Origin of the sequence: Sphingobium sp. B2D3C, from assembly GCF_025961835.1 — a bacterium.
In the GTDB taxonomy this organism is placed as follows: Bacteria; Pseudomonadota; Alphaproteobacteria; order Sphingomonadales; family Sphingomonadaceae; genus Sphingobium.
On the sequence record NZ_JAOQOK010000001.1, the window covers coordinates 201,659 to 216,997 of the forward strand.

The 15,339-nt window shown below is 66.4% G+C and carries 17 protein-coding genes; 9 read left to right on the forward strand and 8 right to left on the reverse strand.

From position 1 onward, the window contains the following. Positions 1-11 precede the first annotated feature (11 nt). The 4 genes from M2339_RS00860 to M2339_RS00875 form a co-directional block, all read right to left on the reverse strand. Entirely contained in the window at positions 12-491 is a 480-nt protein-coding gene (locus M2339_RS00860; protein ID WP_264587814.1) for a cytidine deaminase, read from the reverse strand. Beyond that, on the reverse strand, positions 488-1,225 hold the full coding sequence (locus tag M2339_RS00865; RefSeq protein ID WP_264587813.1) for a GH25 family lysozyme: 738 nt from the start codon (positions 1,223-1,225) through the stop codon (positions 488-490). The genes M2339_RS00860 and M2339_RS00865 overlap by 4 nt, the downstream gene beginning before the upstream one ends. A gap of 18 nt (positions 1,226-1,243) precedes the next feature. Further along, positions 1,244-1,726: a UPF0262 family protein gene (locus tag M2339_RS00870; RefSeq protein ID WP_181560564.1), complete on the reverse strand. Its 483-nt coding sequence runs from the start codon at positions 1,724-1,726 to the stop codon at positions 1,244-1,246. A gap of 87 nt (positions 1,727-1,813) precedes the next feature. Then, a complete protein-coding gene (locus tag M2339_RS00875) occupies positions 1,814-3,031 on the reverse strand; it encodes an MFS transporter (RefSeq protein ID WP_264587812.1) in 1,218 nt (405 codons plus the stop codon). 189 nt (positions 3,032-3,220) lie between these two features. On the opposite strand from M2339_RS00875, the gene M2339_RS00880 reads away from it, so the two are divergent. The 7 genes from M2339_RS00880 to M2339_RS00910 all read left to right on the forward strand — a co-directional run bounded on the left by M2339_RS00880 (position 3,221) and on the right by M2339_RS00910 (position 8,634). Then, entirely contained in the window at positions 3,221-3,958 is a 738-nt protein-coding gene (locus M2339_RS00880) for a sulfite exporter TauE/SafE family protein (RefSeq protein ID WP_264587811.1), read from the forward strand. Then, positions 3,949-4,755, forward strand: coding sequence for a ferritin-like domain-containing protein (locus tag M2339_RS00885; protein ID WP_264606121.1), 807 nt, complete (start codon positions 3,949-3,951; stop codon positions 4,753-4,755). Before M2339_RS00880 ends, M2339_RS00885 begins: the two co-directional genes overlap by 10 nt. Positions 4,756-4,847: 92 nt before the next feature. Then, positions 4,848-5,537 (forward strand): M23 family metallopeptidase, encoded by a 690-nt coding sequence (locus M2339_RS00890; RefSeq protein ID WP_264587809.1) that lies wholly within the window; start codon positions 4,848-4,850, stop codon positions 5,535-5,537. 122 nt (positions 5,538-5,659) lie between these two features. Continuing rightward, positions 5,660-5,983 carry an iron-sulfur cluster insertion protein ErpA gene (gene erpA, locus M2339_RS00895; protein ID WP_264587808.1) on the forward strand — a complete coding sequence of 108 codons (324 nt, stop codon included), beginning with the start codon at positions 5,660-5,662 and terminating at the stop codon, positions 5,981-5,983. Between the two features lie 98 nt (positions 5,984-6,081). Then, entirely contained in the window at positions 6,082-6,855 is a 774-nt protein-coding gene (gene xth, locus M2339_RS00900) for an exodeoxyribonuclease III (protein ID WP_264587807.1), read from the forward strand. A gap of 52 nt (positions 6,856-6,907) precedes the next feature. Next, entirely contained in the window at positions 6,908-7,894 is a 987-nt protein-coding gene (locus tag M2339_RS00905; protein WP_264587806.1) for a zinc-binding alcohol dehydrogenase family protein, read from the forward strand. An 80-nt stretch (positions 7,895-7,974) separates the two neighbouring features. Beyond that, positions 7,975-8,634, forward strand: coding sequence for a class I SAM-dependent methyltransferase (locus M2339_RS00910; RefSeq protein WP_264587805.1), 660 nt, complete (start codon positions 7,975-7,977; stop codon positions 8,632-8,634). On the opposite strand, the gene M2339_RS00915 is transcribed toward M2339_RS00910, so the two are convergent. The 4 genes from M2339_RS00915 to M2339_RS00930 form a co-directional block, all read right to left on the reverse strand. Continuing rightward, positions 8,597-9,547, reverse strand: coding sequence for a DMT family transporter (locus M2339_RS00915; RefSeq protein WP_264587804.1), 951 nt, complete (start codon positions 9,545-9,547; stop codon positions 8,597-8,599). The two genes, M2339_RS00910 and M2339_RS00915, sit on opposite strands and share 38 nt — an antisense overlap. Next, positions 9,544-10,473 (reverse strand): EamA family transporter RarD, encoded by a 930-nt coding sequence (rarD, locus tag M2339_RS00920; RefSeq protein ID WP_264587803.1) that lies wholly within the window; start codon positions 10,471-10,473, stop codon positions 9,544-9,546. Before rarD ends, M2339_RS00915 begins: the two co-directional genes overlap by 4 nt. A 14-nt stretch (positions 10,474-10,487) precedes the next feature. After that, positions 10,488-10,715, reverse strand: coding sequence for a hypothetical protein (locus M2339_RS00925; RefSeq protein ID WP_413714710.1), 228 nt, complete (start codon positions 10,713-10,715; stop codon positions 10,488-10,490). A 136-nt stretch (positions 10,716-10,851) separates the two neighbouring features. Beyond that, a complete protein-coding gene (locus M2339_RS00930; RefSeq protein WP_181560553.1) occupies positions 10,852-11,280 on the reverse strand; it encodes a GFA family protein in 429 nt (142 codons plus the stop codon). A gap of 169 nt (positions 11,281-11,449) precedes the next feature. On the opposite strand from M2339_RS00930, the gene M2339_RS00935 reads away from it, so the two are divergent. Together M2339_RS00935 and M2339_RS00940 are read left to right on the forward strand one after the other, a co-directional pair. Then, a complete protein-coding gene (locus M2339_RS00935; protein WP_264587802.1) occupies positions 11,450-11,809 on the forward strand; it encodes a c-type cytochrome in 360 nt (119 codons plus the stop codon). A gap of 150 nt (positions 11,810-11,959) precedes the next feature. Beyond that, positions 11,960-15,169 carry an autotransporter domain-containing protein gene (locus tag M2339_RS00940; RefSeq protein WP_264606122.1) on the forward strand — a complete coding sequence of 1,070 codons (3,210 nt, stop codon included), beginning with the start codon at positions 11,960-11,962 and terminating at the stop codon, positions 15,167-15,169. The last annotated feature ends 170 nt before the right edge of the window (positions 15,170-15,339 follow it).

A 15,339-nucleotide genomic window follows, 5' to 3' on the forward strand; every position in this document is an offset into this window, starting at 1 on the left:
TATGGTGGGGATCAGCCCGGGCCGATGCCGAGATTGGCCGGGCCGAAGGCGTGCGGCAGCAACGCGTCGAGCGTGAGGCGCAGCACGGCGGCGCCATCGGGCGTGGCGCACAGGATCGCGAGCGGGCGTCCGCCCATATCCTGCGCTTCCTTGATGATCTGCCGGCAGCGGCCACAAGGCGTGATGATGCCGCCATCCCCGCCGCCCATGGCTCCGCCCGTCACAGCAATCGCTACAATGTCCCGCAGCCGCCCCTGCGCATTGGCAGCAGCGATGGCCACGGTTTCGGCGCAGAGCGACAGGCCGTAGCTCGCATTCTCGAAATTGGCGCCGGTGAGGATCGTCCCGTCGGTCAGTCGTAGCGCCGCGCCGACTGCAAAGCGGCTGTAGGGCGCATGGGCCTGCGCCATGGCGCCCCGCGCAGCGTCGATCAGCGTGCGCTCGTCGGGGGTCGGCGTTGCCGGGTCTTGTCGGGTCGCTTCATCGCTCATTGCCGCACCGCATTCCATTCGATCGGCCCCTCGATGCCGTTGACCCGCTTCCAGGTCGAGGCGGTCCACATCGTCCAGGGACGCGTGGTGTAATCGGGCACGAAGAAGTCGCCGTCCACCCACAAGGTGCGGTTGATGCCACCGGCTACATCATAGGCCGCCTCGAATTCGCGGCTGGTGCGGATCACGGCGGGCTTGGCGGCGTGGGTTTCGATCTGGTTGAGGAAGGTGTTCAGCTCGGCGAGCAGCGTATCGCGGTTGGGCCGCGCCGTGCAGGGCAGGTCGAAGCCCATTTCCACCACCGGCGGCAGCATCTGTGGGTCGCGCGGGACGGTGGCGATGAACCGCGTGGCCTGCGCCGAGGCGCTGCTGCACAGATCATAACGATGGATGGCGCCGTGGCGCATGTCGTTGGCGACCGCGCCGGCGAGATAATCATTAAAGGCGCTGTCCCGCCCGCGCGCGCCATCGGTGGCGCGCAGATAGACGAAGTCGGCACCTGCCGCGCGGGCCATCCGCCAGTTGATCGCGCCGCTCTGGGCGCTCAGCGTGATGCCTTGCACGGGGAAATATTTGGCAGAGGGCGTCCAGCTGCGGGCGAGCATGAAGAGGCCCGCCACCAGTCCGCCGCCGATCACCAGCAGCAGCATGAAGAGGCGCAGCGGCGTCACCTTGATCCGCCGGCGCCGGGCGCCCGGAGCGCTGGTCATGCGCTTGGCCTTGGTAGTGCTCATGTCTTTTCGTCAGTCCTGTTATGCGCGGATATGCAGCACGCAGATCAGCGTGAACAGCCGCCGCGCGGTATCGAAGTCCACGTCGATCTTCCCCTCCAGCCGCCCGCGCAGCAATTCGGCGGCATCGTTGTGGACAGCGCGCCGGGCCATGTCGACGGTTTCGATCTGGCTCGGCGTCGCCTGGCGGATCGCCTGATAATAGCTCTCCGTAATCGCGAAATAGTCCCGGATCGCGCGCCGCAGGCTGGCGAGGCCGAGGATGATCGCTTCCAGCGCGCTGTCATCCGTGCGCCGCAGTTCGATCACCAGCCGCCCGTCCGCCACGCGCAGAAACACTCGATAAGGGCCGGCATAGCCGTCCTCATGCTGGCGCACCGGCGCGAAATGATTGTCTTCCAGCAGGTCGAAGATCGCGATCCGTCGTTCCTGCTCCACATCCGCGCTGCGCCACAATATCGTCTTCTCGTCGAGCACGATGTCGATGATGCGGGGATCGGCCATGGTCCCTTGCTTCCCTAGGCGCGTGGGCCAGCGGCGGCAAGAGCGTGGGGCAGAGGAGAGGCGGGCAGGCCCCGCGAACGCAGAGCCTCAGGCGGGCTTAGCGCCCTCGTGCCGGGGCATCGGCCAGATCAGGCCGATGAACGGCAGAACCAGCATCGCCAGACCGGAGAACAGCAGCGCGCTGGCAACGCCATGGGCCTGCGCCACATGGCCCCACAGCCAGCTCCCCAGCGCGATCCCGCCGAAGGTGAGGCTGCTCACCATGGCGGTAATGCGCCCGATAAGCGGGGCGGGCGACCACATCTGGCCGGCGACGGCAAAGCCGGAGAGCGCCTGCACCCAGCCGGCGCCGCCCAGCACAAGCAGTACGAGCGTGGGCACCAGCCCGATGCCGAGCGCGACGCACACGCACACCGCGCCATAAAGCAGGCCGGCGCCCCGGATGATCGCCTCGCTGGAGAAGCGTTGGCGGAACCAGGTGCTGCTCGCCGCGCCGATCACGGCCCCAAGGCCGAGTGCGCCGAGCAGCAGGCCGAAGGTCATCGATCCCTGGCCGAGCATCTGTGTTGCGACCAGTGGCATCAGCGCCCAGGCGGCGCTGCCGGCGAGCGTGAAGCTGATGGCGCGGACCAGCACGGTGCGGATCGCCGGGGAGCCGAGCGCGAAGCGGAAGCCCTCGCCGATCACCGTCAGCAGCGGGCGCCTTGTGGCCGGCGCTGGCGGCGCGGTGCGCCAGCGCAGCAGAATGACGATGACCATCAGATAGGAGAGGGCATTGACGACGAAGGCGGCCTTCGCGCCGCCCAGTGCGACGACACCGCCGCCGATGGCCGGGCCAAGGCTGCGCGCGATGTTGAAGGCGAGGATGTTGAGCGCGACGCCCGCGGCCAGTTCGTTGCGCGGCACGATGCTGCCGATGGAGGAGGCCAGCGCCGGATTGAAGCAGGCCACGCCGCAGGCGAGAAGGGCGGTGAGGCCGATGAGCAGCCCCGGCGGTGTCGTGCCAACAAAGGCGAGCGCCGCCAGCAGGACGGAAAGCGAGACCATGCCGGTCTGCGCGCCCAGCATCACCAGTCGCTTGTCGAACATGTCTGCCCACGCGCCGGCCGGCAGGGCCAGTAGCATGATCGGCAGATTGGTCGCGCTCTGGACGAGGGCGATGACGTCAGCCGGCTGGCCGGTGATGGTGAGTTGCCAGGCGGCGCCCACGGACTGGATGGCATTGCCGAAGTGCGAGAACAGGCTGCCGAGCAGGATCAGCAGGAAGGTCCGGTGGCGCAAGGGAGAAAAGGTGCCGCCGCTCATAGCCGTTGGTCCCTTGTCTGCTGCGCGCTCATCATGCTGGTCCCCTCCGTGCTGTCGCGATCATTGATCCGTCACACGGTTTCGCCCTAGGCGCGTCGTTCTCGCCCGGCAAGACTGATGCGGCGGCGCGTTGGTGATGGGCAAGCAGGCGGGTGACGGGCCGACCAAAAGCGGCTAACCGCGCCGACGATGACGGGCGTCCTGATCATAATCGCGGCCTTCGCCACCGCGTTTCTTTCCGGCATCTTCGGTATGGCGGGGGGATTGCTGCTGATGGGCATCCTCGCCTTCCTGCTGCCGGTGTCGGCGGCGTTCGTTACGCATGGCATCCTCCAGCTTGTCGCCAATGGCTGGCGGGCGGTGGTGCATCGCGAGCATGTCGTCTGGCCGATCATGCGCACTTATGCACTGGGCGTTTTTGCTGCAGGTGCGGTGGTCGCGATGATCGGCTTCTCGCCCTCGCGACCCTTGCTGTTCCTGCTGCTCGGGTTGGTGCCGCTGGTCGTCTGGCTGCCCCGCTGCTGGATCGCTCTCGATGCATCCCGGCCCTCCCATGCCTTCCTTGCCGGGTTCACCGTGTCAGGCCTTAACCTGACGGCGGGCGTTGCCGGCCCGATGATGGACGTGTTCTTCGTCCGCACCCCGCTGACCCGCCACCAGATCGTCTCGACCAAGGCGGCGGGGCAGGTTTTCAGCCATATCGCGAAGATTGGCGTCTTTGGTATGCCCATGTTGCTTGCCGGTCGGAGTGCCATGCCGCCCTGGTGGGTGTTCGCCATCGCCGTGCCGCTGTCCATGGTCGGCACGATGCTTGGCGGGCGACTGCTGGATCGGATCAGTGACGGCCACTTCCGGCGCTATACGGCATGGATCGTCACCGCGATTGGCATGCTCTACATCGGGAAGGCGGTGATGGAATGGCTCTGACTGAACCGGCCACATTGGGCGATGCCTGCGTTGCCGTATTGCGCTGCAGCAATCCGCGCGAGAAGGTGATGGCGGCACGCAAGGCGGCGCGGGACTGGCGGCTTGGGCGCCTCGCGCACCGGTTCGATACGCCCCCGCCAGACCGGCCCGGCCGGCCCGAGCGCCCTGAGCTTCTGCCGCCAAACCGCATGCCAAAGCGCGGCAAGGGGGGCTCGGAGCGCGCCCGCATCGCGATGATTCACGCGCTGGCGCATATCGAATTCGTCGCCATCGATCTGGCGTTCGATCTCATCGCACGCTTTGGCGCGGACTTCCCGCCCGACTTTGCCGACGACTGGCTGCGTGTCGGCGCAGACGAGGCGATGCATTTCGCCCTACTTGCGCGCCGGCTGGAGGAACTGGGCAGCGCCTATGGCGATCTGCCTGCCCATGATGGTCTGTGGGAGGCCGCGATCGAAACCGCGCATGACGTCGCGGCCCGCCTCGCCATCGTGCCGATGGTGCTGGAAGCGCGGGCGCTGGACATCACCCCGGAAACCATCGTGCGGTTCAGGCATTTCAACGATGAGCGGACCGCGCGGATGCTGACCCGAATCGTTGACGACGAAATTCGTCATGTCGGCGCAGGGACGAAGTGGTTTTTTTGGTCGATGAATCGATCCGGCGCAAACCCGCAGGAAAGCTACCAAATGTTGGTTCGGCGCCACTGTCGCGGTGCGGTTAAGCCGCCGTTCAACGACTCAGCGCGGAGTCAGGCCGGTTTGACGCGCGATTTCTACCTGCCTCTTGCGCCTTAACCCGTTCTTCGCTCGAAAAGCCCCAGCCGGTTCACATGAGCCGGAAACACAAAAACATTGAGGGGTCGGTCACGGCCCATCAAGGGGTCCAAATGATCGATTCGAGCGCTATGACCTTCGCCAAAGAGGGTGTCCTCAAATCTGCCGCGAAGGTTCTGGCGATTGCCGGTCTGATGGTTGCCTCTCCTGCTCTGGCCGATGCCGGCCACGACGCCCAGTTCGCCTCGCTCTTCTCGGCGATGGTCCAGATGGAGCAGTCCACCGAGCAGAGCACGGACAGCAAGGCCTCCATCCCGTCGCGCCAGCCGGTCGACGATGTGCGTCTCACCTCTTCTTTCGGTACTCGCAGCGATCCGTTCAACGGCCGCGCTCGCATGCATCAGGGCATCGACATTCCCGGCCCGATCGGCACGCCGATCTATGCGACGGCCGATGGTGTCGTGCGCCGCTCGCAGTGGGTGAACGGCTATGGCAATCTCGTCGAGATCAACCATGGCAATGGCCTCGAGACCCGCTACGGCCACATGTCCAAGCTGATCGCCCAGCCCAATGAGCGCGTCCGTCGCGGCCAGCTCATCGGCCTGATGGGCTCCACCGGTCGCTCGACTGGCAGCCACCTTCACTATGAAGTCCGCATCGCCGGCAGCGCCGTGAACCCGATGCCCTATCTGGAAGGCACCAATTACGAGCTGGCTCTGGCCGAGGCCAAGGAGCACAGCGATCGTCAGGTCGCCATGGGTGGCCCGGAAGCCAACCGCCCCACCGACAACCGCGATCGTTGATCGCCGCTCGCCCGCTCGGGTGAGCAGGCTGTCCTGAGTTTCTTTCTCCATCGTCAAGCGCGGCGCGGCTCCCTTGCGGGCCGCCGCTTGCCGTTGCGGCGTGTGCGCCCTATCTAGCAGCCATGGATATCAGCCTCTCTCCCACCGCCGCCGCGCGGGTCGCCTGGATCGCCCAGCGCCAGAGCAAGCCGGCCATTCTCCGCCTCGCGGTGGAAGGCGGGGGGTGCTCCGGCTTCCAGTATCGCTTCGGCTTGGCCGATGCGCCCGAGGCGGACGATGTTATGGTCGAGACGGACGGCGTGAAGTTGGTCGTCGATTCCATGAGCCTCGATCTGGTGCGCGGCTGCGTGGTTGATTTTGTGGACAATCTCGGTGGTGCGGCTTTCAAGGTTGAAAATCCCAATGCCACCGCCGGCTGCGGCTGCGGAACCAGCTTCTCGGTCTGACTTTCTGGGCGTTTGCGCCGGGACGCGCTTGTCGAAGCGCCCCGCTTCTCCCTAAGACGGACCCTCACTGGCAGGTGCCGGCAAAAGGGCTTTAGTTCATGCGGATCGCGACCTTCAATATCAACGGCATCAAGGCGCGGCTGCCGCGTCTGGTCGAGTGGCTGACGGAAACCCAGCCGGACGTCGCCTGCCTGCAGGAAATCAAGACGCAGGATGAAGGCTTCCCGATCAAGGATATCGAAGATGCCGGCTATGGCGCCATCTGGCACGGCCAGAAGGGCTTTAACGGCGTCGCGATCTTGGCGAAGGGCGCCACCCCGCAGGAAGTGACGCGCGGGCTCGAGGGAGAGCCGGAAGACGAGCACAGCCGCTACATCGAGGCGGATGTGAACGGCGTGCGCATCGCTTCCATCTATCTGCCCAATGGCAATCCGGTGCCCGGCCCCAAATTCGAGTACAAGCTGCGCTGGATGGCCCGGCTGCGCGCCCGTGCGGCGCAGATCTGGGCGGAGGAAGTGCCTGCCGTGCTGGCCGGGGACTACAACGTCATACCGTTCGATCGCGACGTCTGGTCGCCACCCGCCATGGCCAGCGACGCACTGATGCAGCCGGAGAGCCGCGCCGCCTACAAGACCCTGCTCAACGACGGCTGGACCGATGCGCTGGCCGCGCGCCATCCGCTCGGCGGCGTGTGGACCTTCTGGGATTATCAAGCCGGCGCCTGGCAACGCGATGCAGGCTTCCGCATCGATCATCTGCTGCTCTCGCCCACTGCTGCCGACCGGCTGGTCGATGCGCAGGTGGACAAGGCCTATCGCGGGCGGGAGAAAGCCAGCGATCACGCCCCGGTCTGGGTCCGCCTGAAGGACTGACGGCGCCCTTTCCAACCAGATGCCCAATTCAGGAGCCAGGAGTCGACGCGCGATGAAGGCCTTTGCTTATGACGCCGCCCACCCGCTGACGGACTTCGCGCTCACCCTGCGCGACCTGCCCGATCCGGTGCCCGGCCCACAGGATCTGCTGGTCCGGGTCGAGGCGTTCGCGCTCAATCCGGTCGATACCAAGATCCGCCAGCGCCGCGGCGGCACGGCGAATGCGCCGGTCGTGCTCGGTTGGGATGCTGCCGGCATCGTCGAGGCCGTTGGCGCGCAGGTGCAGGGCTTTGCGGTTGGTGATGCCGTCTATTATGCCGGCGATCTCAACCGACCGGGCAGCTATGCCCGTCTGCAAGCGGTCGATCACCGCCTTGTCGCGCACAAGCCCGCGAGCCTCGATTTCGCCGATGCCGCCGCCCTGCCGCTGACCGCGCTCACCGCCTATGAGGCGATGCTGGAGCGCGGGATCGTCTATGATGCGGACAGCCGCGTGCTGATCATCGGCGGGGCAGGGGGCGTCGGCTCGATGGCGATCCAACTGCTCAAGGCGCTGACCCCCGCCACCGTCATCGCCACCGCATCCCGGCAGGAGACGGTCGCCTTCGCGCAGCTTATGGGCGCCGACCATGTCATCGGCCGGGATGTGCAGCGCGAACTGGCGGGGCTCGGCCTGCATGATCTCCATGCCATCTTCAGCACCACGCATACCGATGCCTATCTGCCGGTCATCCCCACGCTGTTGCGCCCCTTTGGCCATCTCATGGTCATCGACGATCCCGCCGCGCTGGACATCTTGCCGTTCAAGCAGAAGGCGCTCTCGGTCCACTGGGAGTTCATGTTCGCCAAGTCGATCAACGGCTTTCGCATGGCCGAGCAGCAGGCGGTTTTGCGGCAGGTGGCGGCGCTGGTCGATGCGGGCACGCTGGTTTCCACCCGCACCCGAACGCTCACCGCCAGTGTCGACACGCTGCGCGAGGCGCACGCCGCGCTGGAGGCCGGTGCGCTGATCGGCAAGACCGTCATGCGCTGGGATTGAGCCATTTTACGTCGGTTTGATGCCTCTTTTCGTCGCCCGGTCTGTTATAGAGGGTGAGCTTGAACAGGGAGCATGGATCGATGGATGACAGGTCGAAGCCTTGGCTGACCGGTGAGTCTCCCGCACGGGGCGGCAAGCGCCACGCGCCCGCCACGGTGCGCAACCGCGATGCCATCGCCCAATTGCTCGCGCAGACCTTGCCGGCCACCGGGCTCGTGCTGGAGATCGCCAGCGGCTCCGGCGAACATGCCGTGCATTTCGCGCGCTGCTTCCCTGCCTTGCGCTGGCTGCCGAGCGACCCTGACCCGGTCGCGCGCGCCTCGATCACCGCCTGGGCGGATGAGGTCGCGCTGCCCAATCTCGCTCCGCCGCTGCAGATCGACGCTGCCGATCCCGAGGCGTGGCCGATCGGCGAGGCGGACGCGATCCTGTGCATCAACATGGTGCATATCTCGCCTTGGGCTGCAACGCTCGGCCTGCTCCACGGCGCGGCGATGCTGTTGCCGGAAGGCGCGCCGCTCTTTCTTTACGGCCCCTATTTCCGCCGCGAGGCGGAGACGGCCCCAAGCAATCTCGCTTTCGATGAGTCGCTGCGCGCGCGCGACCCCGCCTGGGGCCTGCGCTGGGTGCACGATGTCGAGGCGGCGGCGGCGTCCGAGGGCTTCGAGCTGAAGCGCGTCGTCGAGATGCCGGCCAATAATCTCAGCCTGATCTTCCGGCGCGGTCCTCATCCGGGCTGACGGTGAGCGCGCGGCGCACATGCTCGCGCCAGGCGATGTAGAGTCCGCTCGCTGCGATCAGCCCGGCTCCCACCCAGATGGAGGGTTCCGGCCAGTAGGACCAGAGCAGCCAGCCGGCCAGCGTGGCCCAGATCATCTGGCTGTAATCCATGGGGATGACGATGGAGACCGGCCCGTAGCGCAGGGCCGAGGTCATGAACAATTGCGCCGCCCCGCCGGTCAGCCCCAAGCCGATGAACAGCGTCCATGCGACGGGATCATGGCTTTGCCCGTACCAGATCAGCATCAGCCCAAGCGGCGGCAGCGAGAGCAGGGTGAACCAGAAGACGATGATCGGCGCCGACTCGCGCTTGCCAAGATCGCGCAGCACGATGGCGACGAGCGCCGTCACCATTGCCCCGCCGAGCGCCACAAACACGCCGGCGGAGGCGAAATTGGCGGAGTCCGGATGGGTCATGATGACCACGCCGACAAAGCCGAGCAGCACCGCGCTCCAGCGGTGGATGCCGGTCTGTTCGCGCAGCAATAGCGCCGAAAGGATTGTGGCGAAGATCGGCATGGTAAAGCCGATGGAGGTCGCTTCCGCCAGCGGCAGCAATGCGACCGCGCCGAAGTTGAGCAACATGCCGATCATGCCGAGGCTGGTGCGAGTGATGTGGGTGCGCATCGGTGCCTTGGGCAGCAGGGCCGTGCCCATCAGTGCGACCGCCCAGAGCGCCGCGACGGGGAAGGCAAAGAGCTGCCGGTAGAACACCACTTCGGCCAGATTGGCGCCGCGCTCGATCAGCAGCTTGCCGATGGCGTAGGTCGCGCCGATCATCATCATCGCCAGCAGCCGCAGCATGATCGCGAACAGGGGCCGGTCGCGGCGTGCGGGCGCGGAGGGGGCCTCGGCAGCGGCGGCGCTGCTCATGCCAGCGTGCGCCGCCGCGCGCGAGCGCCGCTCAGACTGTCCCACACGAACAGTGCGAGGGCGACCCAGATCAGTAGGAAGCTGCCCCAGCGCCCGGCGGACATCGGCTCGCCGAACAGGAATACCCCGCACAGGAACTGCAGCGAGGGAGCGATATACTGCATCAGCCCGAGCGTCACGAGCGGCAGGGCGCGCGCGGAAATAGCGAACAGGATCAGCGGCACGGAGGTGAGCGCCCCGGTGCCGATCAGGCCGAGCGTCACCCAGCGATCCTCACCGAAGGCCAGGGTGCCCTGCGCGGCATAAAAGCTCACCAGCGCGAGGGCCGGGGCGCACAGCACCAGCGTCTCCACCGCCAGACCCGAGGTCGAGGGCACCGGCGTCAGCTTGCGGACGAGCCCATAAAAGGCAAAGCTGATCGCCAGCGCGAGGCTGATCCAGAGAGTCTGCCACTCGCCGATGGCGAGCAGCGCGACGCCCACTGCCGCGATGCCGATGGCGACAGCCTGCCGGCGGCGCAGCACTTCCTTGAGCACCAGCGTGCCGAGCAGCACATTGACCAGCGGGTTGAGGAAATAGCCAAGGCTCGCCGCCACGACATGGTCGGTATCCACCGCCCAGATATAGACCAGCCAATTGATGCCGATGAGCACCGCGCTCAGCGCCAGCGCGGCGAGAATGCGCGGCTGGCTGAAGATCGCGACGAAAGCGCGATATTGCCGCATCGCCGCCAGCACGATGGCGAGGAAGGCGACGGACCAGATCACCCGATGCGCCACGATCTCGAAAGGAGAGACATGGCCGAGCAGCTTGAAATAAAGCGGCATCAGGCCCCAGATCGCATAGGCGCCGACGCCGGCGAGCAGGCCCGCGCGCCGTTCGGCCGCCTGTTCGGCATCCGCGATGTCGGTGGGTTGGCTGCTCATATTGCCGCTCTCGTTCAGAAAATTCCACCGCCGGCCCACAGGCGCAACGTGCCGAAGGCGGCGACGGCGAGGCAGAAATTGCGCGCGCCACTGCCCGCCGCGAACTGGCCGATCAGCGCCCCGAACAGGGCCATCGGCACAATCACCCAATTGGCCCAGCCAAGGCCGGGGATGATCGCGGGAATGGCAAGAATCAGCGCGACCGCGCCGATCAGAATGGAGAGCAGCGAAAGCATCCCCATCCCATGAGCCTGACCGGGGATATTGGCAAGTGCAGGGGGCACGAGAGACTTGAGGTGTTTGCAGTCTCAGGCGCAGACACGTCAATTTGGAATGATGAATATCAAAAAATATTCCAAATAGGTTTTAGATCGGCGGTTAGTCCGTGCCCTGAATCAGCGGCTTCACCCAATCCAGCGCCGTCTCCGCGAAGAAATGGCGACCCGGCACCACCCAGCTCGTATCGTCCAGCGTGCCCGGTTTGAGCGTCTGCATGCCTTCATGTCTATGACGGCGATGGACCAGCCGCGATCCGCAGTCGGCGCAGAATAGGCAGTCGAGCCGATGGCCGGAGTCGGTGTTGCGCGTCCAGATCGCCGGCGTCCCCTGCGTGAACGCCAGGCTCTCGATAGCTACCCCCATGGAGAGCCCAAAGGCGCTGCCGCTCTGCTTGCGGCACAGGCTGCAATGGCACGCCCAGATGCCCAGCGGCGGCGCGCTCAGTTCATAGCGCACCGCGCCGCACTGGCACCCGCCGCTCTGGGGAAAGCGTACGTCGGAAAAGCGCGTTGTGTCTGCCTGGCCCATGGCTCTGCTCCTCTCGTCTTGCCGCGCGCGTCAGCCGCCGTTCAGCCGCCCCGGTTCAGGCGTCGGGACGAAGGCCTTGAGCGTCAGGCGCGGTTCTGGACTTTTTTGCCGATCCTGACTTAGGGCGCAGATGATTAGAATGGCAATGATTCGGACGGAGGGATTTTCTGTGACACGCGCAAACGCCGCCAAGATGTGGAGCATATCAGCGATTGCCGCCCTGCTCGCCGCAGCACCGCTCGCCCTGATTCCGGCGCAGGCAGCTGATGCACCCGCCGGTGATCCTGCCCATGGCAAGCAGGTGTTCGAGAGCACCATATGCGGCGCCTGTCACACGCTGGCCGCAGCTGATGCCAGCGGCCCCATCGGCCCCTCGCTGGATGGCAATGCCAACCTCACCCACGCGCTGATCGTCGAGCGCGTCACGAAGGGTGCCGGCGCCATGCCCGGCTATGAGGGCCAGCTGAGCGAGAAGGACATCAACGACGTCGCCACTTATGTGATGAGCGTGGCGGCAAAACCGCAATAAGCTGCGGGATCGGCGGGCCTCAGTCCGCCGGTCGCGGCACCACGCGGCGCAGAGTATCGGTCGGAGCCAAGGCTGTATGCCCTCGGCTCCGTCCTGCTGGTCAAGGGGGGAGGGAACACTCCCCGGTACTGAACGACCAGCGGAGTATTCATGCGTCATTTCCTGCTTGCTTCCACCTGCGCCTTCGCTCTTGCCAGTGCGGCGTCAGCGGAAACCTCGATCACGACCAAGCGGACCACCGCAATCGCGACGGCCACAGCCAACAATGGCGCGGCCGACGATATCAAGATCGGCTCGGCCGGGTCGATCGAACTGACCGGTGCGGGCAGCGTTGCGGTCACGGTCAACAGTGCCAACAAGATCACCAATGAAGGCACGATCCAGATCAGCAATGCGGACAATGCCGCGGGCATCGTCGCCAATGCCGGCACGTCGGGCGGCATCGTCCACAGCGGCAAGATCATCATCGATGAGAGCTACGCGCCCACCGACGGCGATAATGATGGCGATCTCGACGGGCCGTTCGCGGTCGGCACCGGGCGCCACGGCATCCGCACCTTGGGCGCCTATTCCGGCCCCATCACCGTGGCGCGCGGTGCCACGATCCAGGTCGAGGGCAATGATTCCTTCGGCATCCGGCTCGGCGGTCCGCTCACCGGCGCCTTCTCGCACGATGGCACCAGCAGCGTGCTGGGCGATCATGCGATCGGCGTGCAGGCCGGAGACATCAGCGGCAATGTCCGCCTTGCCGGCACGGTCGGCGCGCAGGGCGTCAATGCGGTCGGCGCGGCATTTCTCGGCAATGTCGGCGGCACGCTGACCATTCAGGGCGCGATCAGCGCCACGGGCTATCGCTACACCACGCCGCCGTCAGACCCCTCCAAGCTGGATGCGGACGATCTGCTGCAGGGCGGCTCGGCGGTCATCGTGGAAGGCAATGTCGCGGGCGGCATCATCCTTGCCGTACCCCCCAAAGACAGCAGCACCACCGATGATGATGAAGACAAGGACGGCATCAAGGACAGCGAGGAAGGCTCTGCCGTCGTGCGCTCTTATGGCGCGGCACCGGCGATGCGGATCGGCGCGGCCGGGCGCGATATCGCCATCGGTGCGGTGCCGGCGACGGGCAGCGGCTACGGCCTGATCATCGACGGCACCGTGTCCGGCAGCGGCCTCTACACCGGCGTGCAGGGCAATGGCCTGCTCGTCGGCGGCCAGGGTGGCGCCGTGACCATCGCCGGAGGCATCGGTATCAGTGGCAGCGTCGAGGCCTCCGCCCGCGATGCTTCGGCGACGGCCCTGCGCCTCGGCGCCGGGGCATCGACGCCGCTGCTGCACGTCACCGGCAAGGTCGAGGCGACCGGCACCAGCAAGGATGGCGCGACGGCGACCGCCGTACGCGTCGATGCCGGCGCCAGCCTGCCGACCCTGCGCAATGCCGGCACGATCAAGGCGACGACCGGCGAGGCCGGCAGCGCGGTCGCCATCATCGATGCCTCGGGCGGGCTGACGCTCATCGAGAATAGCGGCGCCATCTCGGCGACCGGCGCCAAGGCGGATTCGGGCCGTAACATCGCTATCGATCTCACCGCCAACGGCAGCGGCGTGACCGTCAAGCAGACCGAGGTCGCCGCCAGCGCTACCGCGCCCAACATTGTGGGCGACGTCCGGTTCGGCAGCGGCAATGACCTCTTTGACATCGCGGACGGCACGGTCACCGGCAACACCAGCTTCGGCGCCGGAGCCGACACGCTCCAACTACGCGGCGATGCGGTCTACACCGGCAATGTCGCCTTCGGCACCGGCACGAGCACGATGAGCCTTGCCGGCACGTCGCGCTTCAAGGGAACGACCGATTTCGGCGGCACCGCGAGCACGCTCTCGATTGGCGGTACCGCCGTCTATTCCGGCACCTTTGCCAATGCCGGCCAACTGGCGCTCAGCCTTGCGGGCGGTGCACTCGATCTCACGGGCCCGGCGCAGATCGGCAGCCTGGCCGTGACCGACAAGGGCGCGCTCGGCATCACGCTGGGGGCGGCCGGCAACAGCACGGCCTATCTCTCGGTCGCCGGCACCGCGAGCTTCGCGGCGGACTCGCGGCTGGTGCTGCGGGTCAGCGATATCGAGAATGCAGTGGGCAATCATCTGGTGCTGACCGCCGGCACGCTCACAGGCGCCGGCAACCTCAATGCCGAAACCGCGCTAGTGCCCTATCTCTACAAGGCGACGCTCAGCAGCAGCGCCAACACGCTCAGCGTGACCCTCGGCCGCAAGACCACTGCGGACCTAGGCCTCAACCGCTCGGAGGCTGCGGCCTTCGATGCGATCTATGTCGCCCTCTCCAAGGACGAACGGGTGGAAACCGCCTTCCTCGGCATCACCGATGGCGAGGACTTCCGCACCAGCCTGCGCCAGCTCCTGCCGGATCATGCCGGCGGGACCTTCCAGGTCGTCACCCAAGGATCGCGCACCTTCGGGCGGATGCTGGATGACCCCACCGGCCCGTTCAAGGATGAAGGCAAATGGGGCTACTGGATCAACCAGCTCGTCTGGGGCGTCGAAAAGGGGCGCGGCGACACGGCGGCGTATGAGACCTCCGGCTGGGGCTTTGGCGGCGGCGCCGAAATCAAGACCGGCCTTGGCAGCTTCGGCACGTCGGTAGCCTATCTGTGGGGCCGCAATCGCGATGGCGACACGGCCAATCAGGTGACCGCCAACCAGATCGAGGTCGCCGGCTACTGGCGCCTGAAGACCGGGCGCTTGCGGGCGACGGCGCGCGGGTCGGTCGGCTTTGTCGATCTGGATGGCAAGCGTAGCTTCGACGGGCTGAAGGATGGCACCGCCACCACGCTGACCGCCAATAGCGATCGCAATGCCCGGCTCTATTCGGCCATGGGCACGCTCTCCTACGACTGGGTGTCGCAGGGCGGAATCTCCTTCCGCCCGGTCGTGTCGCTCGATTATTTCCGGCTGAAGGAGAATGGCTACACCGAGACGGGCGGCGGCGATGCCATGAACCTCATCGTGCGCTCGCGGACCAGCGACGAGCTGGCGGTCACCGGCACCGCAGTGCTGGGCATCGACATGGGCGGCCAGGATGAGTGGTCCGGCTGGTCCCGGCTGGAGGTAGAGGCCGGTCGTCGCGAGATCGTGAGCGGCAATCTCGGCACCACGGTGGCGCAGTTCAAGGGTGGCGAGGCGTTCACGCTGCTGCCCGATGATCGGGAAAGCGGTTGGGTCGGGCGCCTGCGCGGCGTCGCCGGCAACAGCGGATTCCAGATCGGCGGTGAACTCGGCGCGGAGCAGTATCAGGGCAATTGGGCCCTGTCGCTGCGCGCCAGTCTTCGCATCGGCCTCTAAACGGTTCTTGAGGCCGGTGTGCGGGCAAGAGGGAGCGTGGAACCGTGCCCACCACCCCCCAACTCCCTCTTGCCCAACCCGGAGTTGAATGGAGATGACCGTCCTTGCGATCGATCGCTGCACGCACGCTGGCTCACAATCCCTTTGCGCCGTTCGCTCAGGGGGCGTGG